The sequence below is a fragment of the Actinomadura sp. KC345 genome (assembly GCF_004348515.1).
GTDB lineage: Bacteria > Actinomycetota > Actinomycetes > Streptosporangiales > Streptosporangiaceae > Spirillospora.
The window spans coordinates 1-18,136 of the sequence record NZ_SMKH01000075.1 but is presented as its reverse complement, the minus strand read 5'-3'; the positions used below and the strand labels follow the sequence as shown (position 1 = coordinate 18,136).

Here is an 18,136-nt window from a genome sequence, read left to right as displayed (position 1 = left end):
TCAGCCCGCTCGCTAGCCTCCCTGACTATGGGAGAACAAAGTCAGGTGCGCCCACGGCCGGTGCTCGTCGTGCTCTCCGTGGCCTCCTTCATGGCGGGCCTCGACCTGTTCATCGTCAACGTCGCGTTCGACGAGATCGGCCGTGACTTCGCCGGTCATCCCATGGCCGACCTGTCCTGGGTCCTCAACTCGTACGCGATCGTCTTCGCCGCCCTGCTCGTCCCGCTCGGCCGCCTCGCCGACCGCTACGGCCGCAAGCCCGTCCTCATCCTGGGGCTCGTCGTCTTCACCGCCGCCTCCCAGGCCTGCGCGTGGGCGCCGGACCTGTGGTCGCTCGTCGGCTTCCGCATCCTGCAGGCCGTCGGCGCGGCCGCGCTCATCCCCACGAGCCTCGGCCTGCTGCTGTCGGTCTACCCGGCGTCCCGCCGGGGCGGCGCGGTGCGGATCTGGTCCGCCTCCGCCGCGCTCGCCGCCGCGGCCGGCCCCGCGATCGGCGGCGTCCTCGTGGACAGCTCCTGGCGGCTGGTGTTCGAGGTCAACATCCCGATCGGGATCGCCGTGACGCTGCTCGCGCTCCGGTACGTCCCCGACTCCCGCGAGGGCTCCACGGCCCGCATCCCCGACCTGCCGGGGACCGCGGTCCTCACGATCGCGATCGCCGCCCTCGCGCTCGGCCTCGTGAAGATCAACGACTGGCCGGGCGACCAGACCACCGTCGTCATCGGCGGGGCCCTCCTCGCGCTCGCCTGGTTCTGGGTGCGCTCCCTGCGGCACCCCCGGCCGGTCATCGAGCCCTCGCTGCTCGCCGTGCGCACCTTCTCCTGGTCGAACGCGACCGTCCTGCTGTTCAGCGTCGCGTTCGCCGCCAACCTCCTGCTCGGCGTCCTGTGGATGCAGCAGGTCTGGGGCTACTCCGCCATCAAGACCGGGCTCGCCGTCGCGCCCGGCCCGCTGATGGTTCCGATCATGGCGATCGTGGCCGGGAAGATGGCCGCGGCGCGCGTCCCCGCCGGTCTGATCACCGCCGTCGGCTGCATGCTCTGCGCGTTCGGCGTCGTCATGATCGCGATGAGCCTCGGCCCGGCACCGGCCTACACGACCGAGCTGCTGCCGGGCTGGCTCATCGGCGGCACGGGCGTCGGCCTCGCCCTGCCGACGATCCTCTCGGCCGCCGCCGTCGACCTGCCGTCCCACCGCTACGCCACGGGCAGTGCGGTGGTCAACATGAGCCGGCAGATCGGCACCGTCCTGGGTGTCAGCCTCGCCGTCGCCGTCCTCGGCTCCCCGGCCGGCTACACCGACGCCCACAACGCCTATGTGAACGCCTGGCTGCTGGTCGGCGGGTTCATGGTGATCGCTGCGATCGCCGCCCTTGGCATGAACCCGCGCCGACCGCAGCCGTCCCCCACCGTCCCCGACACAGAAACGGAAGTGGTCGCAGGCACCTCATGACAGAAGGACCCGGGCAGCGGACGAAGCCTTGACCCGGACCCGCAAGGGCCCGGTTCGCCCGCCAGTCCCGAATCACAGCGGGGCACCTCATCCGGAGAGGTGCCCCGTTGTATTTATCGGCTCTGACCCACTCTCGATGATCGGGTGACTCAGGGTGAGCTCGGAGGGCTTCAGCCGTACGGAGCGTTGCTGATCGCGATCGGAGCGTCTTGTCAGCGCGACGTCCGCCGGTGGGTCAGTACCGGCGCTGGAGCCACCACCAGCCGGCGCCCAGCCGGGCGCAGCGGTAGTGCTCGCCGAAGGTGGCCGTCGTGATCGTGCAAGGGTCGATTCGGGCAGCGTCCGGCCGTCCGTAGACGTGGACGTACAAATTCTCCGACACCTCCTCCGACGACATCCCAGCCATGAGGACGCGCCCAGGTGCCCCGGGGACGGGGACGTCTTGGAGCCCGTGGCCGAAGTTGGGGACCGAGGAGTCGTGTCCTCGGACCCAGCCGTCGGAGTCTGGGTGCAGCTGTTCCTGGTGGGCGGCATCGGCCAGCGTCTGGAATTCCGTGTGATGGGCCGTGTACCAGGTCCGCCCGAAGACATTGTTCCAGGGAACCTGTGTGATGGTGACGACGAGGGCGAGGGTCGCGCCGCCCACGGCCCATGCCCAAGCGCGATAGTGGTGCCGCCAGAACAGCACCACCCAGGCCACGGTCGCGATGACCGCCGCCGCGTAGGCGACGACGAGGAGGGAGACGGCCAGGGGGGGCGTAGTCGTAGTACCCCCGCCAGGGGAAGTAGTGGCCGGCGATGACAAGTAGCCAACTCACCACGCTGATCGCCGCGACCCCAGCCGTTTTCATGATTCGATCCTGCCGCTCACCAGCAGCCCGCACCCGGCATACCGGCCGGTTACCTCCCAAGACGCGCCGGACGCTGCAGGAGGTCGCCGAACCAGAACCTGTCGATGCCCAGCCGCGGCCCTGCGGCACGCTCCCGTCCGCCTACCAGGACATTCTGGCCGTTCTCACGCGCACTGAGGGTGGTCTGCGCGCCAAGGAGCTGTGCCGCGCCCTGGACATCGGGGACCAGCCACGGCACACCGAAGCCATGCGCGCCAAACTCAAACGGCTGGTCGGACGAGACATCCTCTCCGAACCCGAACCCGAACTGTTCATCATGAATCGGCGCGAAAGCTAGCAGAGCTCCCCTCTGAGACCGCCATGAGAGGCGACCACTCGGGTGCGGCGACCGCATGGAAACCGGCGTTCCCGGCTACTTTGCCGGCCGCGCCGGCTCGACCGGAGAGCCGTCTCGGTCGCCGACGACCGCCAGGGTGGCCGCCGCCAGCGCGATGAACAGGCCCAGCGGCACGCCCGTCCAGGCCAGCCAGTATGGGTTGCTCTGCGAGGTGTGATCGTAGAGCCTGGGCCCCACCGTCAGGTAGACCGACCAGATCAGCAGCGGTCCCGCCGTGCCCGCGATGACGCCGGATTCCACACTGTTGTCCCGGCGGGCTGTCCTAGCGGCCACGATGGCGACCAGCGCCACCGGGACGACCACGTCCAACGGCATGGCGAAGTCACCCAGCCAGGCATCCGCCGCCGTGCCCACCGTGACGGCCGGGATGAAGGTGACCAGCCCGAGCCTCGTCCCGGCGTGCCGCAGACCGGCGGCGGCCGCGGCGGCGCCGATGCCGCCCCCGGCGAGACCGGCGAGAAGCGCGACGCTCGCGGGCTTGTCGGACACCCCGAGCGCCTGGGCGTACTGCAACGGCCCGGCCGTCACCGCGCAGCCAAACCAGGCGGCGACCGGAAGAGCCAGGAAGCGACCGCGACCGCGGCGAAGTCTGCTCGCGGCCACCGCGGCGATCACCACCGCGACCGCGGGATACCAGATGGCCTCGCTGAGATCGCGATACCAGCCCGGGCCGTCCCATTCGTGGTAGTCCTCCCACAACGTCACGCCCATGGCCTTGGCCGCGACAAGCTGCCCGCAACCCAGCGCGGCGGCGGTCAACGCGGCGACACCCGCGGGCAGTACGGCATCCCCCCTCGCCATGGTCGTCTTTGGGGGCAGCCCCTTGGCCGCGATCAGATAGGCGAGTACGGCACCCGCGGGCCAGCCCGGCCAGCCCGCCATCCGGTCGGCGAACTCAGACCCGCCGCCGGAAGCCGCCCCGATCAGTACCGCCAAGACACTGCCGCACAGCGTGCCCATTGCCGCCCGAGAGGGCTCCCCACGCAGAAGGAAACCCGATGCCATGCCGATCAGCACCCCAGCGAGTTCTACGTGATCGACCGGCAGCAGAAGCAGAGACAGGCCAGGCGCGGTCAGCACCGTGAGGATGACGATCCGCACGTAGGACATCCGCCCAGAAAATCATGGAACATGCCCGCCAGGGGCGCCTACGGCGAGGGCCGCTATGCGATGCGGGAGAGCGTCAACGCACTCCTGTATGCCGCCGCGGACTGCCTGCCGGGCGTCGGCACCTGCCGCACAACCTCCCCCGCACACGTGAGACAACGACAATCCCCTGCAAACACCCTCTCAGGGAGCAGGCTCTGGCCACATCTCAAGACTGAGCGTGGTGTTCGACTCAGCTGTAGTGGAGGACCCGGGCCCGTAGGAGGTCGAAGTTGGCGCGGCCGAACATCTGCCGTTTCAGGAATCTGATCTTGTTCACGATGCCTTCGACGGCGCCGCTGCTGTGTGGCAAGGTCAGCCCGGCCTGCACCGCGGCATGGTCGCGGCGAAGTCCGGTGGCGAAGGCGGCCAGCTGGGGTGATTCTCCGGCTTCGGCTGCGGTGATCCAATCGTCGAGAAGGTGGCCGTCCCGGTTGGTCATCATCGTGGCGAAGCCGCGGACGTGTGCGGCGGCGTCGGCGAGTTCGCGACAGCGGGCCAGGATCTGCTCCAGGCGGGCCTTGTCATCGGGGTGCAGCCGGTCGGGGTGGGTCATGATCCAGCGGGTGACGCGGCGGGGCTTGGGTGGCGGGCAGGGTTCTTGCCGGACGTGCTGGTGTCCGCGCAGCGGCTTGAGCCAGCCCTGAACGGCGCGGCGGCTGCCGGTGAAACCCTGGGCCTTGATCTCGGCGTGAAGCTGGACGGCATTGGTGCAACCCTGGTTCCACCGACGGGTGAGATGAGGCTTGAACTCGTCCAGCTGGCTGGCGCGCCCCAAGGTCGGTGCCAACAGCTCCTCCACGCTGCTGGCGCTCGCGTACTTGCGGGCGGTGCGGAACGCCAGGCCGAGCTCGCGGCTGATGGCGTTCAGGGACGCGCCGGTGTTTCTCAGTGCCTGCACCCGTGCGTAGAGATCTTGCGTCCGCGCCACCATCGGCCGCTCGTTGCCGTAGGAATCCAGGGTCTGGGGACGCTGGACAGGCTCGACCTCCCCGCCGGTCTCGTCCTCGACCGCGGTGTCCGGTTCGTGCAGGCAGGAGCGGTGAGCGCGGACCGTCTTCTCCAACGCCTGAGCAAGGTTCTGCCACAAGTGGAATCGATCGGCGACCTGGATGGCGGCGGGGGCGCCCTCACGAGCGCCGTCGGCATAGGAACCGGCTCTGTCTCGGCAGATCACTTGCACCCAGGGATGGTCCTTCAGCCAGGCCGCCAAATCGCCGGCGGTCCGGCCGTCCAGCAGATCGACAGGCCGGTGGGTGTCCATGTTCACCAGGACGGTGCCATAGGAATTTCCGCGCCGCCTGGCCCAATCGTCGACACCCAGCACCGTGACCTGGCCGACTTCCGGATCGGGCAAGGCCCGCAGCATCCGCAGCAGCGTGGATCGGCTCACCGGCACGCCGATCATGGCGGCCATACGGGCCCCGGCGCGCCCGGCCAGCGCTATCGCGACCGAGGTGAGCAGATCGCGCAACGCACCGGTGCGGCGGGCATGCCGCTGGGTCAGTCCGTCGACCTGCTCGGCGAAGATCTCCCGTTCGCAGCCGGGCTCACCGCAGAAGAACCGGCGCACCTCCAGCTCGATCATGAGCGGGCGGCCGCACGCCGCCAGATCCCGCAAGGTCCGTCGGTACCGGCTGTGCACCTGAGCCGACGACAGCCCGCACTCTGGGCACGAGCCCTCGGCCGCCGAGGTGCGCGCCGCGATCCGCACGGTGTCGCCGCGTTCCTCAACATCCAAGACTCGCACGTCCTTGAGAGCTGGGCAGAACAGAAGAAGGCAGCAGGCATCTTCGCCCGCCGGCATATGCAGCACAATTGACCCCACGGCCGCTCGTTGGTGATCGGGTTCTCGACAAACCAGATCGTTGACGAGCGGCCGCTTCGGTGCGCAGCCCGTTACGGAATCGCGATCAACGTCGGTACACGCGCCCAGCGCTCCCCGAGCTGACCCTGAATCACCCGATCATCGAGAGTGGGTCAGAGCCTATTTATTGCAGTCCCTTGGCGTATTTATTGCAGTCCCTTGGTGTCGGGCCCTAGCGGGCCCTCCTTCGGCGGGAACTGCGGTGCGATCGCTGCATCGCTCCGGCTCGCCTTGCGGCTCGCTTCGCGATCAGGTTTCTCGCAGGCTCGAAACCTGCCTTCGGTCGCGATCGCAGTGGTTTTGTTGTTGCGGGGTTGCGGCGGTGGCTGGTGTCGGTGCGTCCGTGGGGTCGGCTGGGGTGAGCACGCCCGGGTCACGGGGCCTTGTGGGTGAGCGGGTCAGTGGGTTTTGTAGGTGAGGAGGTCGCCTGGTTGGCAGGCGAGTTCGCGGCATAGGGCGCTGAGGGTGGTGTAGCGGATCGCCTTGGCGCGGCCGTTCTTCAGGATGGAGAGGTTGACCGGGGTCACGCCGACGCGTTCGGCCAGTTCGGTGAGGGTGATGCCGCGGTCGGCCAGGAGTTGGTCGAGGTGGACCTCGATCTGGTGGGGCTCGTCCGGTGGCATCAGACGAGGCCCTCGGTGTCGGCGCGGAGGCGGGTGCCGTGGGCGAACGCGCCCGCCAGGGCGGTGGTGAGGAAGGCGAGGAGCAGGGGGATCCCGGGCAAGGTGTAGCCGGTGTCCACCGTCTGCTCCAGGGGTGTGCCGCTGACCAGGGCGATCGTCGTGACGGTGTCGAGCGCGGGGACGACGAGCGCCGTCAGCATGAGGGTGAAGGCGATCGCGTAGAGGCGGCGGGTGTTCTGCGGGACGAAGACCTCGCCGTCCTGGAACGTCTTGGCCATCCGCATGAGGAGCGTCAGGACCACGATCACCAGTATCGCCTGGACGATCTTGGGGCCGGCGAGCAGGACGCGGTCCATCAGGCCGGGGTCGTCGATGGTGAGTTCTGCGTGGTGGGTGCCCCGCAGTGACATCGCGCCGGACGAAAGGCCGGGTGCCTGTGTATGGGTGTCGATGTCCACTTCGCGGGCGTCCGCCGGGGTCAGGCCGGCGATCCCCAGAAGCGGGAAGAGGGCGGTGAGGCCGACCGCCAGCAGGGCGAGGCCGAGCGTGAGCTCCAGGCCGTGGCGGTCGAGGCGTCTCAACCAGGATGTGGCGTGCATGGTTCCCCCAGTAGGTGGTGTATCGAATATCGATAGTATCGATATTCGATATGCCTGCGTCAAGGGGGTGGGGGTCCGTGGCGGTAGATCTTGCTCGTGCGGGTTAGTTAGGGGAGGAGCGTCGTAGCGGATGAGCCAGGGCTGGAGGAGCGATGAGCCTGCCGTTGCATGAGAGCCGCGTACTCGCGCTGATCGAGATGGGCCTGTGCCGTGAGGATCGCGAGCTGGCGGAGCGGTTCGAGATGTTCAACCGGTTGTCGGCGCCGCCGCGCCCGGAGCCGAGCCTGCGGCTGTGCTGGGTGCTGACCGCGGCCATCCTCGTGGCGGTCCTCGTGGTGGGGGCGATCGCCGCCGCGGTGTCCGGTTAGGTGCGTTAGCTGGGGGAAGCCCTGACCTTTCCGTCATAGGGGACTTATTGTTACCTCGTGACGGTGCGGGGTGTGGGTGGGGTGTCGCGGATTCTGGCGGCGGTCGTTCTCCTGGGCGGCCTGGTTGGCGCCTGCGGGCAGACCGGGCCGGAATCGCTGCTCGACAAGTCGACGCTGGTGGTCGGTGTACGGCCGGATCTGCCGGGGATCGGGCGTAAACGCGGGGACGGCGAGTTCGAGGGATTCGACATCGACGTCGCGCGCTACGTGGCGGACCGGCTCGGGAAGGGCGTCCGGTTCGTCGAGGCGCTCGCGGCCGATCGGATTCCGCTGCTGACCTCGGGGCGGGCCGACATGGTCCTCGCGACGCTGTCGGTCACGCCGGAGCGCAAGACGGAGATCTCGTTCGCGGGGCCGTACTACATGTCCTACCAGGACGTTCTCGTGCGGGAGGACGAACGCGGGGTCGAGGGCATCCGGGACCTGAAGGGGCGGAGGTTCTGCTCGGTGCAGGGTGCGAACCCCGCGGAACGGCTGAGGGCGATCCACGGGATGACGGCCAGGCTCGTCCCCGCCAAGGACTACGACGAGTGCATGGAAAAGATCAAGGCGGGTGCGGTGGACGCCATCAGCACCAACGACGTGATCCTGGCCGGGCTCGTCAAGCGCGAGGGCGACGGGTTCCGGCTGGTGAACGCCCGGATCGGCGAGCAGAACACCGGGATCGGGCTGCAGAAGGGCGACGTCCGCGGGTGCGAGGCGCTGAACAAGGCCATCACGCGGATGTACCAGGACGGGACGGCCCCGAAGCTGCTGGACAAGTGGTTCGGCGGTACCCCCGGCCTCGACCTGTCGATCATCGAGGTCCCCCAGTTCGAGGGCTGCGTCTAGCGCGGTGCGTCGACTTGCGGCGTGTCGTTGTTCTGAGGGCGTCTGAAACAACGACACGCCGCAAGTCAACGGGTGGCGCGGGCGAGGATGCGGTGGAGTTCTCTGGCGCGGTCGTCGTCGATCGCGCCCTCCCGCGCCCGTGTGGCGATCTTGTGGTGCAGGTGCGCCACGTCCGCGCGGCGTTGTTCGGGCGGGGCGCCGGGATGGTCGAGGATCCGCTCGATCACGTTGGTGAGGTCGATGCCCACGTCGTCGCGGACGTCGCCCTGCTCGACGCCTTCGTCCACGGCGAAGCGGAGCCTGAGCAGTGCCTCGTATATGGGCGGTTCGGGTGGTTCGGGGGTGGGTGTGTCTTCCGTGGGGGAGTGCGACGGGGACGGCCGCGGTGTGGGCGGAGGTGAGGCCGCCTGGAGGGGGAGCAGGCGGCTGGGCGGACGGTCGTCGCCGAGCGAGTCGCCGATCCCGATGACGAGCGTGGACGCGGCGGCGACCGTGGCGGCGATCCCGGCGAGCGCCAGCCATGGCAGGGTGGATCCGCGAGACGGGCGGAGCTCCTCGCTCTGCCAGATGTCGGTCTCTTCTTCGTCCGTCATGACTGGATCGTCGCCAGGACGCGGTTGAGTTCGTCGGCGAGGTCCGGGGACAGGCCGCGCTCACTGCGGCGGGTGGCGATCTTTTCCTGGAGGAGGTCTATCCGCTGCTCCACGTCGACCTCCCGGCCGGCGGTGAGGTCGTTCTCCAGGTTGGTGATCACGTTGGTGAGGTCGATGGCGACGTCGGAGCGGATCTCGCCCGCGCTGTAGCCGCGGTCCACGATCGGGCGCAGCCGTTCGAGCGCGCCGGCCACGGCGGGTTCGGCCGCGCGGGCGTCCCGGCCGGGCGGCGGAGACTCCGGGACCGGAGTCGCGTCCGCTCCCGCCGGGGGCGGCGGGACGGTGACCGGCGTGCGCGGCGCGGAGAGGAGCATCGCGGCGGCGGCCGTGGCGGGGATGGCGACCACCAGCGCGGACGCCGCCAGGCGGGCGCCCTTGCGGGACGGGCGCGCGGGCACCCGCAGGGCCCGGGTGCGGTGGTCGTGGGACGGCCCTACTCGCCCGCCGTTGGCGAACACGGGGCCCCGCGGCCCGTCGTCGCGGGTGAGGAGCGCGGCGATCTCGGTCGCGGACGGCCCGTCCCCGGCGGTCGCGGCGGCGCAGCGGGCGGCGAGCGCGGTCAGGTCCGCCGGCGCCGCTTCGGGGAGGCAGGCGGAGATGACGGCGCCGAGCGCGCGGATGTCGGCCGCCGCGGCCTCCGCGGCCGCCGCACCGGCGGAGAGGGGTGCCGTCTCCGTGCCGGACGGCTCCCGGACCCGGCGGACGATCCCGGCGATGCCGGTGTCCACGACCTTGACGTCGCCGTAGAGGAGGAGGATCTTGCCCGGCCTCAGGTCGCCGTGCGGCACACCGGCCTTGTGCGCGGCCTCCAGCGCCCCGGCGATCTGGGCGCAGATCCGGCTCGTCTCGGACGCGGTGAGCGGGCCGGTGCGCAGGTGCTCGGCGAGGGTCTCGCCGCCGAGGAACTCGGTGACGACGTAGGAGACGAGCCGTCCGGACGCGTCGCGGGTCCGGTCGCTGTCGTAGACCCTCTCCAGCGCCGCGTGGGAGAGGCCGGCGGCGCGGTTGACGCCCTTCTGGAACGTGCGGTGCAGGCCGCTGTGCGCGGGTGCGAGCAGCTTCACCGCGACGGGGCGGCCGAGCAGCTCGTCCCAGGCCCGCCAGACCTCCAGCGAGCACCGTTCGACCGGAGGAAAAGCGTTCGTCCCGCCGCCGTCGAGGCGGTCCACGAGCCGGTAGCGCTCGGTCAGCCGCAAGCCTGATTCCACCCGAATCAACCCTTGTCGCACATGGCCAGGTGTGGTCCCCGGCGTACGAGGTGGTACGCGGCGGGTGAGGGCGGGGTTCGACGCGGGCGCCCCGGACGTCGCCAAGAATTCCTGCGCCCGCGAGGCGGCCGGTCTAGCGTGGGGACCCGCTTCGTATGCCGTTCGTTTTTGGAAAGGGATTTTTCGTGACCGGTAGTGACAGTTTCGCCACACCCGGAGAGTCGCAGGGTGATATCGACACGACCGTTCCGCATTCCGCGCGGATCTGGAACTACTGGCTGGGAGGCAAGGACAACTACCCGATCGACCAGATGATCGGAAATCAGGTTCGCGACACCTATCCCGACATCGTTTTCGCCGCGCAGGCGTCCCGGCACTACCTGGCCCGCGCCGTTCGCCACCTGGTCGCGGAGGCGGGCGTCCGCCAGTTCCTCGACGTCGGCACCGGGCTCCCGACCGCCGACAACACCCACGAGATCGCGCAGCGCCTGGCTCCCGAATGCCGGATCGCCTACGTCGACAACGACCCCTTGGTGCTGGTCCACGCCAACGCGCTGCTCGCCAGCACACCGGAGGGCTCCTGCGACTACATCGACGCCGACCTGAGGGATCCGGACGCCATCCTCGCGGCGGCGGCGCGCACGCTGGACTTCGACCGGCCGATCGCGCTGATCCTGAACGGGATCATGGGGCATGTCGCCGACACCGGCGAGGCGCACGGCATCGTGCGGCGCCTGCTGGACGGGCTCCCGTCCGGCAGCTACCTCAGCCTGAGCGACGGCACCGACACGAGCGAGGCCACGGTCCAGGCGCACGACGAGTACAACGAGAGCGGCGCCGTTCCGTACAACCTGCGCGGCCCCGAGGAGATCGCGGGCTTCTTCGACGGCCTGGACCTGGTCGAACCCGGCGTGGTGCCGTTCACCGAATGGCGTCCCGACCCCGACCCGTTCGGCTCGCCGCAGGAGATCGACGGATACGGCGGCGTGGGACGCAAGCCGTAGCCCGCGGGCCGTAGCCCGCGGGCCATGGCTCCGCCGCGCCGGTCCTCAGCGAGCGGTGAGGGTCACGGGGAACTCCGTCACGCCTCTCACGAAGGCGTTGCGGAGGAAGCGGGGGCCTTCGGCGTCGGCCCATTCGGCGCTTTCCACACGGGCGACGAACTCCTCGAAGAAGATCTGGAGTTCGAGGCGGGCGAGAGAGGCGCCCAGGCAGAAATGGGGGCCGAGGCCGAAGGCTATGTGGTCGCCGGGACGCCGGGTCACATCGAAGACGGCCGGGTCGTCGAAGACGTTCTCGTCGCGGTTGGCGGAGCCGTACATCAGCAGGATCTGGCCGCCGGCGGGAATGGGGACGCCGCCGATCTCGGTGTCCTCGGCGGCGACGCGGCACATGTTGAGGATGGGGGTCGTCCAGCGGACGAACTCCTCGACGGCGTCCGGGATGAGGGACGGGTCCTCGCGCAGCCTCCGCCATTGCGCCGGGTGCCGGATGAGGGCGTCCAGGGTGGTCGCGATGACGGTCCGGGTCGTCTCCGCGCCGCCGACGAGCAACAGCAGGGCCTCGTGGGCGAGGTGGTGGTCGTCGTAGGCGGGCTGGTCCGGGCCCGCGTTCGACCAGATGGACAGCAGGTCGTCGGTGGGGCAGGCGCGGCGCTCCTTGGCCATGTCGAGGACGGCCATGGCGTACTCGCCGGCCGCGATCGTCGCCTCGTCGGTGATGTAGCGCCGCCCGCCGCCCGCGTAGACGGCCGTCTCCGACCAGTGGACGAGCTGCGGCCACGACTCCTCGGGGAAGCCGAGGAGCCAGCCGATGACGCGGGCGGGCAGCGGCGCGGCCAGCGCCGGGACGGCGTCGACGGTGCCCGCCTCCAGCGCCGCGGTGATGCAGTCGACGGCGGTCGCGCGGATCCGCTCGGCGTAGCGGGACACGCCGCGCGGGGTGAAGCGCTGGTAGACCATGCGGCGGCGGTGCGCGTGCTCGGGATCGTCCTGCCCGATCATGGACGGGTCGGCCGGGAGCTGCGGCCGGTAGCCGCCGGAGTTCGTCCACACCTTGGGGTTGCGCTCCACGGCGAACACGTCGGCGTGCCGCGAGATGCCCCACAGGCCGTTGCCCTCGTCGTGGTAGGCGGGGGTTTCGGCGCGCAGCCGGGCGTACACGGTCCAGGGGTCGGTGGCGTACATCTCGCCGTCGAGAAGGTCGATGTCCATGGGGTCACTCCTCGGGGTCCGCGTGGCATGTCCGCACGTCCGTGCCGGTGAGTCCGGAATCTAGACGATAGTCTCACCCAAGCAAACGATAGGTCTATCGTGAACCGGGGCGCCATGCCCGGCAAGGGGTGAAACGCCCCTGATGTAGGCGTTCCAGCCGTACGTGCGGAAGAATGGGGGTGGCCACGGCGAGACGCGGCCACGCGGAAAGGCAGGACGTTTTGAGCGGTGACATGCGGTTCACCGTCACGCGGACGCTGAGCAAGGATCAGCAGGCGCGGCGGGAACGGCTGATCGACTCGGCGCGGGGCCTCGCGCTGGAGGGCGGCTACGCGGCCGTCACCATGCACGACGTCGCGGACCGAGCCGGTGTCGCCCGCGCGACCGTCTATCGCTACTTCGCCACCAAGGACCACCTGCTCACCGAGGTCGCGGCGTCCTGGGCGCACGGGGTCATCGACGACGTCGACGCGCTCGCGGTCGGCGACACCCCGCTGGAGCGGCTCACCGCGATGCTGGAGCGCATCGTGTACGTCGCGGGGGCGGAGCCGACGCTGACCTCGGCCATCATCCAGGCCGTGACCTCGGACGACTCCAGCGTCGACGATCCCCGCACCGTGCTGTTCCTGTTCCTGCGGGACCGGCTCTCGACGGCGATCGGCGACCCGGTGCCCGAGCGCGACGACGTCGAGATCGTCCTCGGGAACGTGCTGCTCGCCGCGCTGATCAGCCTGGCGTCGCTGCGCCAGCCGCCCGAGGAGGTCGCCACGATGGTCCGCACGGCCGGCCGCCTCGTGCTGGCGGGCGCGATGTCGGCGGCCACCACCCCCTGACCTCCCGCCCGCCCGGGTTGTCATTTCGGTGACAAGCGTCCCGGCGCAATGCGTATCCGGTGGTGCAGCCCTGGGCGAACCGCCGTCGGTAGCTTCCGGGGAGGCCCTGGGACGCCGGGGGGCGGGAGGTGCGAACGGTGACCACGACGCTAGGGGAGCGCTCGCCACTGACGCCCTGGGCCGGGGTTCCGAGTGAACTGTCCGACATCTTCCGGCCCCATCTGGACGCCCTCGCCGAGGAGATGATCGAGGAGATCCTCGCCGGGATCCCCGAGTACTCCCGTCCGCAGGACGAGGAGTACGCGCGGCTCGTGCGCCTGGCCGTCGAGGGCGCGCTGCGCCAGTTCGTCGACCTGATCATGGACCCGGAGAGCTCGTGGGAGCCGGTCACCGCCGTCTACCGGGAGATCGGCTGGGCGGAGGCCCGCGAAGGCCGCGACCTGGACATCCTGCAGACCTCGCTGCGGCTCGGCGCCCGCGTCGCCTGGCGCCGGCTCGCCGCCGAGTCGGAGCGGTACAACATCTCCCGCCGAACGCTCGCCAGCATCGCCGAGGCCATCTTCGCGTTCCTGGACGAGATCGCCCGCGCCGCGACCGAGGGCTACACCAAGGCCCGCGAGCAGGAGGCCGGCGAGCTGGAGCACCGCCGCCGCCGGCTGCTGGACCTGCTGCTCGCCGAGCCGCCCGCCGCCCCGCAGGCCGTCGCCGGGCTGGCGCGCCTCGCGCAGTGGCAGGTTCCCCGCACGGTCGCGGCGGCCGTCCTGTACGAGCGGCGCCGGCATCCGTTCTCGCATCCGTCGCTGCCGCCCGACGTGCTCGCGGACGTGAACCGCCGGGAGCCGTGCCTGCTCGTCCCCGACCCGGAGGGGCCCGGGCGGCGCCGGCTGCTGGAGCCGGTGCTGCACGACTGGGTCGCCGCCCTCGGCCCGACCGTCCGCGTGGAGGAGGCCGCCACGTCGCTGCGCTGGGCCCGCGAGGCGCTGCCGCTCGCGCGCCGCGGCATCCTGCCGTCCGACGGGTTGATCCGCTGCGCCGACCACATGCCGGCGCTCGTCATGTTCAAGGACGAGGAACTGGTCCGGACGGTCGCCGAGCTGCGCCTCGCGCCGCTGAAGGCCGTCCGGCCGCGGCATCGCGAGCGGCTGATGCGCACGCTGCTGGCCTGCCTGCAGAACGGGTTCAACGCCACGGAGGTCGCGAACCGCCTGCACGTCCACCCGCAGACCGTCCGGTACCGGCTGCACCAGCTGGAGGAGCTGTTCGGCGGGCGGCTGCACGCCCCGGAGAGGCGGCTGGAGATGGAAATGGTGCTGACCGTGTGGCTCACCGCTCCCGAAGCCTCTCCATCAAGCGATTGACAAGTCCGGGAGCCGCCGCCTAACGTGCGGTATGACCAGCAGTGACACCGCGAGCGAGCGTATTCTCGACGCCGCCACCCGGCTGTTCGCCGCGCTCGGATACGACGGCACCACCACCCGCATGATCGCCGATGCGGCCGGGCTCAACGTGGCCACCGTCGCCTACCACGTCGGCGGCAAGCGCGACCTGTACCTCGCCGTCATCGAACGTGCCCACCTGAGCGAACGCGCGGTCCTGGAGGACGCGGTCGCCCGCGTGAGTGACGCCGGGTCGCTCCTCACGCTCGTCGACCGCTACGTCGACTTCTGCGCGGAGCACCCGGAGATCCCCGCGCTGTGGATGCACCGGTGGCTCTCGGACGCCGCCGACGTCGCGCACCTGGAGGAGCGGTTCGTCCGCCCGCTGGTGGACCTGGTCGCCGCCGCGGCCCGGAAGGTCGTGTCCGACGACGTCGACATCGAGTACGTCGTGTGGACGGTCGTCTGGTGCACCCACGGGTTCGGCTCCGGCGGCGTCCTTGACACCGACGGCAGGCGCCGCGGCCTGGACGACTCCCGCGAGCTGGCCCGGTTCCGCGCCCATATGCGCCGCACCGTCGCCACCGCGCTCGGGCTGCCCCGGACCGCCTGACGACCGCCGGACCGCCCGTCCGGCCGACCGGCCCCCACCGACGCAGTGAGGAAGCCCACCGCCATGCCCTCTGACCAGCCTCCCGAGCACCGGCCTCCCGAGCACCGGCCTCCCGAGCACCGGCCCTCCGACCACCGGCCCCAGGCCGCCGCCCTTCCCGAGGAGGGGCGTCCGCCCGGCGAACTGCTCGCGGAACTCGCCCGGCTGCGGGACGCCGACCTGCCCGTGCGCGGCGGCCAGGTCACCGCCTACGTCTACGACACCGGACGCGAGGCCGTGCACGACCTCGCCGCGACCGCCTACCTGGAGATGCTGGAGGTCAACTGCCTCGACCCGACCGCGTTCCCCAGCATCGTGGCACTCGAACGCCGGATCGTCGCCGCCGTCGCGGACCGGCTCGGCGGCGGCTCCGGCGTCTTCACCAGCGGCGGAACCGAGTCGATCATGCTGGCGGTGAAGTCGGCCCGGGACGCCCGCCCGGTCGAGGGGACACCGCAGATCGTGCTGCCGGCGACGGGGCACCCGGCGTTCCACAAGGCCGCGCACTACCTCGGCATGGAGGTCGTGCAGGTCCCGGTGGACTCGTCGTTCCGCGCCGACCCGGCGGCGACCGCCGCCGCCCTCACGCCCCGCACCGTCCTCGTCGTCGCCTCCGCGCCCTCGTACCCGCACGGCGTCATGGACCCGGTCCCCGAGATCGCGTCGGTCGCCGCCTCCGCGGGGGTTCCGTGCCATGTGGACGCGTGCGTCGGCGGGTGGGTCCTGCCCTGGCTGCGGGACGCGGGACGCGACGTCCCGCCCTTCGACCTGTCCGTGCCCGGCGTGACCTCCCTCTCCTGCGACCTGCACAAGTACGGGTACTCGCCGAAGGGCGCCTCCGTCGTCCTGTACGCGGACGAGGCGCTCCGCCGCCGCGCGTACTTCGCCGCCGCCGAATGGCCCGGCTACACCGTCATCAACGCGACCGTCCAGAGCAGCAAGAGCGCCGGGCCGCTCGGCGCCGCGTGGGCCACCCTCAACGCGGTCGGCGCGCGGGGCTATCGCGAACTCGCCGAGAACGCGATGAAGTCCGCGGAGCGCCTCATCGAAGGCGTCGCCGGGATCCCCGGGCTGCGCGTGCTCGGCGAACCCGTCGCGCCGCTCGTCGCCGTCGCGTCCTCCGATCCCGCCCTGGACGTGTTCGTCCTCGCCGACGAGGCCCGGTCGCGCGGCTGGTTCTTCCAGCCGCAGCTGTCCTACCAGGGCATCCCGCCGAACCTGCACTTCACGCTGACGGGTGTCAGCGACGTCGAGCCGCTGCTGGCCGCCCTCGCGGGCTCCGCCGAGGCCGCCCGCGGGGCCGGGCCGCCCGACGTCCCGTCCGGCCTGGCGGACGCCCTCGCCGACCTCGACCTCGACAGCCTGGACGACGCCGGGTTCGCCGGGCTTCTCGCGTCGGTCGGCGTGGACCCGGCCGGAGACGGCGAGCCCGAGATGGCCGTGGTGAACACCATCCTGGACGCCCTGCCGCCCGCCACCCGCGAGGCCTTGCTGATCCGCTTCCTGTCCGCCCTCTACGCCTGATCCCGTCCGGATCAGCCGAGACGGATCAGCCGCTTGGCGATGGACGGCCCGTCCAGCTTCTGGGCGAGCTCCAGCGGCACCTGCGCCGCGCCCGCCGTCAGCGTGCCGACCCGTGCGCCGGAGCCCGCCTGGTCGGGCGGGTCGCCTTCCACGCCGACGGGCACGGTCAGGCCGGGCCAGCCCGCGACGGTCACCGGCGCCGAGGCGCGCAGCGGCGTGCTGCCCCCGAGCCCGTCGTCGACCCGCGCGACGTTCGCGCCCTTCGGTGCGAGGGTCTTGGCGACCATCGCGTTCGCCGCGGCGACGACGATCTGCTCCGCCGCGGCGACGGCGCCCGCCGCCGCCGAGGCGTCCTGCCCCAGCACCGCGCCCACGATCAGGGTGTCGACGCCCTGGACGTCCTTGCGCGCGACGAACACGAAGTTGCCGCCGGCCGCGTCCGTGTACCCGGTCTTGCCGCCGATGACGCCGTGCTGCCCCAGCAGGTAGTTCCCGCCCTGCCGCGGCGGCCCGCCGTCGTCCGGCACGTAGGTCGGCTGCTTCACGATCTCGGCGAAGGCCGGGAGCCTCATCGCCGCCCGCAGCAGCTTCACCTGGTCCGCGGCCGTGCTCACCGTCCGCTCGTCGTAGCCGCTCGGATCGGTGTACGTGGTGGAGGTCATCCCGAGCGACCTGGCGGTCGCGTTCATCTTCGCCACGAACGCCTGGACGCTCCCCGCGTCCCACCGCGCCAGCTCGTGCGCCACATCGTTCGCGGAGATGACCATCAGCGCCTCAAGGGCCTTGCGCTGCGTCAGCCGCTGGTTCGCGGTCACCCCGAGGATCGACTCCCCGCGCCGCTTGCGCATCGGGATCTGCGCCGCCGCCTGCGGCGACACCGTCAGCACCGGCCCCGGCTCGCCCGGCCGCAGCGGGTGCGCCCGCAGATACACGTACGCCGTCATCACCTTGGCGACGCTCGCCGTGGGCGTCGGCGCGGACCCGCCCGACGCGCCCATCGTCCCGAGCCCCTCGACGTGGACGACCGCCTGCCCGGTCGTCGGCCAGGGCAGCGCCGGGGTCTGCCCCGGGAACGCGTGGCTGGACGTGATGGCCAGATCGACGGTCGGCTCGGGAACCGGCCGCACGAGCTGCCCGGTGACAAGCCCGGCGACCAGGACCAGCGCCGCCACGAGCACGACGATCCCGCGCCGCCCCCGTCCGGCCTTCTCCTCCTGCACCGGAGCCGGTGCCGCCGGGGGAGCCGTCCCGTCCCAGGCCACACTCCACGGCCCCGGTGCGGGCACGACCGGATACCCCTGAGGAGGCGCACTCTCCTGGACCGTCCCCTGTGAAGGGCCGCCGCCTTGAGGAATCGCGCCCTGAAGAGGTGCGCCCTGCTGGCGAGATGGGTCCTGAGGTGGCGAGGTCTCCGGGGGCGCTTCTTGGGGAGGTGCGGGCTGCGGTGTCGCGTCCTCTTGGGGGGCTTCCTCTGGGGGTGCGG

18 protein-coding genes are annotated in these 18,136 nt (G+C 71.1%); 9 read left to right on the top strand and 9 right to left on the bottom strand.

Annotation, left to right across the window (positions count from 1 at the left end; all coding sequences use genetic code 11):
* The first annotated feature begins 27 nt into the window (after positions 1-27).
* Positions 28-1,452 carry an MFS transporter gene (locus E1281_RS15125; RefSeq protein WP_131878559.1) on the top strand — a complete coding sequence of 475 codons (1,425 nt, stop codon included), beginning with the start codon at positions 28-30 and terminating at the stop codon, positions 1,450-1,452.
* Between the two features lie 235 nt (positions 1,453-1,687).
* Here E1281_RS15125 and E1281_RS15120 read toward each other — a convergent pair whose 3' ends face one another.
* Positions 1,688-2,257 (bottom strand): hypothetical protein, encoded by a 570-nt coding sequence (locus tag E1281_RS15120; RefSeq protein WP_131878557.1) that lies wholly within the window; start codon positions 2,255-2,257, stop codon positions 1,688-1,690.
* Here E1281_RS15120 and E1281_RS15115 point away from each other — a divergent pair.
* Entirely contained in the window at positions 2,251-2,640 is a 390-nt protein-coding gene (locus E1281_RS15115) for a hypothetical protein (RefSeq protein WP_131878555.1), read from the top strand. The genes E1281_RS15120 and E1281_RS15115 overlap by 7 nt on opposite strands.
* A 75-nt stretch (positions 2,641-2,715) precedes the next feature.
* Here the strand turns inward: E1281_RS15115 and E1281_RS15110 are convergent, their stop codons facing one another.
* The 4 genes from E1281_RS15110 to E1281_RS15095 form a co-directional block, all read right to left on the bottom strand.
* The gene (locus E1281_RS15110) at positions 2,716-3,810 is read right to left on the bottom strand and encodes a hypothetical protein (protein WP_131878553.1); all 1,095 of its coding nucleotides are present in this window, start codon (positions 3,808-3,810) and stop codon (positions 2,716-2,718) included.
* Positions 3,811-4,039: 229 nt separating this feature from the next.
* Positions 4,040-5,587: an ISL3 family transposase gene (locus tag E1281_RS15105; RefSeq protein ID WP_207943290.1), complete on the bottom strand. Its 1,548-nt coding sequence runs from the start codon at positions 5,585-5,587 to the stop codon at positions 4,040-4,042.
* Positions 5,588-6,111: 524 nt separating this feature from the next.
* On the bottom strand, positions 6,112-6,336 hold the full coding sequence (locus E1281_RS15100) for a helix-turn-helix transcriptional regulator (RefSeq protein ID WP_131878551.1): 225 nt from the start codon (positions 6,334-6,336) through the stop codon (positions 6,112-6,114).
* The gene (locus tag E1281_RS15095) at positions 6,336-6,935 is read right to left on the bottom strand and encodes a DUF2975 domain-containing protein (RefSeq protein WP_131878549.1); all 600 of its coding nucleotides are present in this window, start codon (positions 6,933-6,935) and stop codon (positions 6,336-6,338) included. Before E1281_RS15095 ends, E1281_RS15100 begins: the two co-directional genes overlap by 1 nt.
* A gap of 152 nt (positions 6,936-7,087) precedes the next feature.
* Here E1281_RS15095 and E1281_RS15090 point away from each other — a divergent pair, with 152 nt between their 5' ends.
* The gene (locus E1281_RS15090; protein ID WP_131878547.1) at positions 7,088-7,303 is read left to right on the top strand and encodes a DUF3040 domain-containing protein; all 216 of its coding nucleotides are present in this window, start codon (positions 7,088-7,090) and stop codon (positions 7,301-7,303) included.
* 57 nt (positions 7,304-7,360) lie between these two features.
* Positions 7,361-8,194, top strand: a complete 834-nt coding sequence (locus E1281_RS15085; protein ID WP_131878545.1) for a transporter substrate-binding domain-containing protein — start codon at positions 7,361-7,363, stop codon at positions 8,192-8,194.
* A gap of 65 nt (positions 8,195-8,259) precedes the next feature.
* Here the strand turns inward: E1281_RS15085 and E1281_RS40265 are convergent, their stop codons facing one another.
* On the bottom strand, positions 8,260-8,787 hold the full coding sequence (locus E1281_RS40265; protein ID WP_165958939.1) for a hypothetical protein: 528 nt from the start codon (positions 8,785-8,787) through the stop codon (positions 8,260-8,262).
* On the bottom strand, positions 8,784-10,055 hold the full coding sequence (locus tag E1281_RS15070) for a protein kinase (protein WP_165958938.1): 1,272 nt from the start codon (positions 10,053-10,055) through the stop codon (positions 8,784-8,786). Before E1281_RS15070 ends, E1281_RS40265 begins: the two co-directional genes overlap by 4 nt.
* Before the next feature lie 185 nt (positions 10,056-10,240).
* Between E1281_RS15070 and E1281_RS15065 the strand changes: the two genes are divergently transcribed.
* Positions 10,241-11,059 (top strand): SAM-dependent methyltransferase, encoded by an 819-nt coding sequence (locus E1281_RS15065; protein ID WP_243716973.1) that lies wholly within the window; start codon positions 10,241-10,243, stop codon positions 11,057-11,059.
* 45 nt (positions 11,060-11,104) lie between these two features.
* Here E1281_RS15065 and E1281_RS15060 read toward each other — a convergent pair whose 3' ends face one another.
* Positions 11,105-12,268 carry a cytochrome P450 gene (locus E1281_RS15060; RefSeq protein WP_131878535.1) on the bottom strand — a complete coding sequence of 388 codons (1,164 nt, stop codon included), beginning with the start codon at positions 12,266-12,268 and terminating at the stop codon, positions 11,105-11,107.
* 233 nt (positions 12,269-12,501) lie between these two features.
* On the opposite strand from E1281_RS15060, the gene E1281_RS15055 reads away from it, so the two are divergent.
* The 4 genes from E1281_RS15055 to E1281_RS15040 all read left to right on the top strand — a co-directional run bounded on the left by E1281_RS15055 (position 12,502) and on the right by E1281_RS15040 (position 16,653).
* Positions 12,502-13,101 carry a TetR/AcrR family transcriptional regulator gene (locus tag E1281_RS15055; protein WP_243716972.1) on the top strand — a complete coding sequence of 200 codons (600 nt, stop codon included), beginning with the start codon at positions 12,502-12,504 and terminating at the stop codon, positions 13,099-13,101.
* Between the two features lie 137 nt (positions 13,102-13,238).
* Positions 13,239-14,459: a helix-turn-helix domain-containing protein gene (locus E1281_RS15050; RefSeq protein ID WP_243716970.1), complete on the top strand. Its 1,221-nt coding sequence runs from the start codon at positions 13,239-13,241 to the stop codon at positions 14,457-14,459.
* 31 nt (positions 14,460-14,490) lie between these two features.
* A complete protein-coding gene (locus E1281_RS15045) occupies positions 14,491-15,090 on the top strand; it encodes a TetR/AcrR family transcriptional regulator (protein WP_131878529.1) in 600 nt (199 codons plus the stop codon).
* Positions 15,091-15,153: 63 nt separating this feature from the next.
* On the top strand, positions 15,154-16,653 hold the full coding sequence (locus E1281_RS15040) for an aspartate aminotransferase family protein (protein WP_131878527.1): 1,500 nt from the start codon (positions 15,154-15,156) through the stop codon (positions 16,651-16,653).
* A gap of 11 nt (positions 16,654-16,664) precedes the next feature.
* On the opposite strand, the gene E1281_RS15035 is transcribed toward E1281_RS15040, so the two are convergent.
* Entirely contained in the window at positions 16,665-17,939 is a 1,275-nt protein-coding gene (locus tag E1281_RS15035) for a serine hydrolase (RefSeq protein WP_131878525.1), read from the bottom strand.
* Positions 17,940-18,136 lie beyond the last annotated feature (197 nt).

Coding starts and splice junctions, on each gene's coding strand:
- E1281_RS15060 (WP_131878535.1), bottom strand. CDS start 12,268: ATGGACATCGACCTTCTCGACGGCGAGATGTACGCCACCGACCCCTGG.
- E1281_RS15090 (WP_131878547.1), top strand. CDS start 7,088: ATGAGCCTGCCGTTGCATGAGAGCCGCGTACTCGCGCTGATCGAGATG.
- E1281_RS15100 (WP_131878551.1), bottom strand. CDS start 6,336: ATGCCACCGGACGAGCCCCACCAGATCGAGGTCCACCTCGACCAACTC.
- E1281_RS15040 (WP_131878527.1), top strand. CDS start 15,154: ATGCCCTCTGACCAGCCTCCCGAGCACCGGCCTCCCGAGCACCGGCCT.
- E1281_RS15055 (WP_243716972.1), top strand. CDS start 12,502: ATGCGGTTCACCGTCACGCGGACGCTGAGCAAGGATCAGCAGGCGCGG.
- E1281_RS40265 (WP_165958939.1), bottom strand. CDS start 8,787: ATGACGGACGAAGAAGAGACCGACATCTGGCAGAGCGAGGAGCTCCGC.
- E1281_RS15095 (WP_131878549.1), bottom strand. CDS start 6,935: ATGCACGCCACATCCTGGTTGAGACGCCTCGACCGCCACGGCCTGGAG.
- E1281_RS15110 (WP_131878553.1), bottom strand. CDS start 3,810: ATGTCCTACGTGCGGATCGTCATCCTCACGGTGCTGACCGCGCCTGGC.
- E1281_RS15115 (WP_131878555.1), top strand. CDS start 2,251: ATGACAAGTAGCCAACTCACCACGCTGATCGCCGCGACCCCAGCCGTT.
- E1281_RS15045 (WP_131878529.1), top strand. CDS start 14,491: ATGACCAGCAGTGACACCGCGAGCGAGCGTATTCTCGACGCCGCCACC.
- E1281_RS15125 (WP_131878559.1), top strand. CDS start 28: ATGGGAGAACAAAGTCAGGTGCGCCCACGGCCGGTGCTCGTCGTGCTC.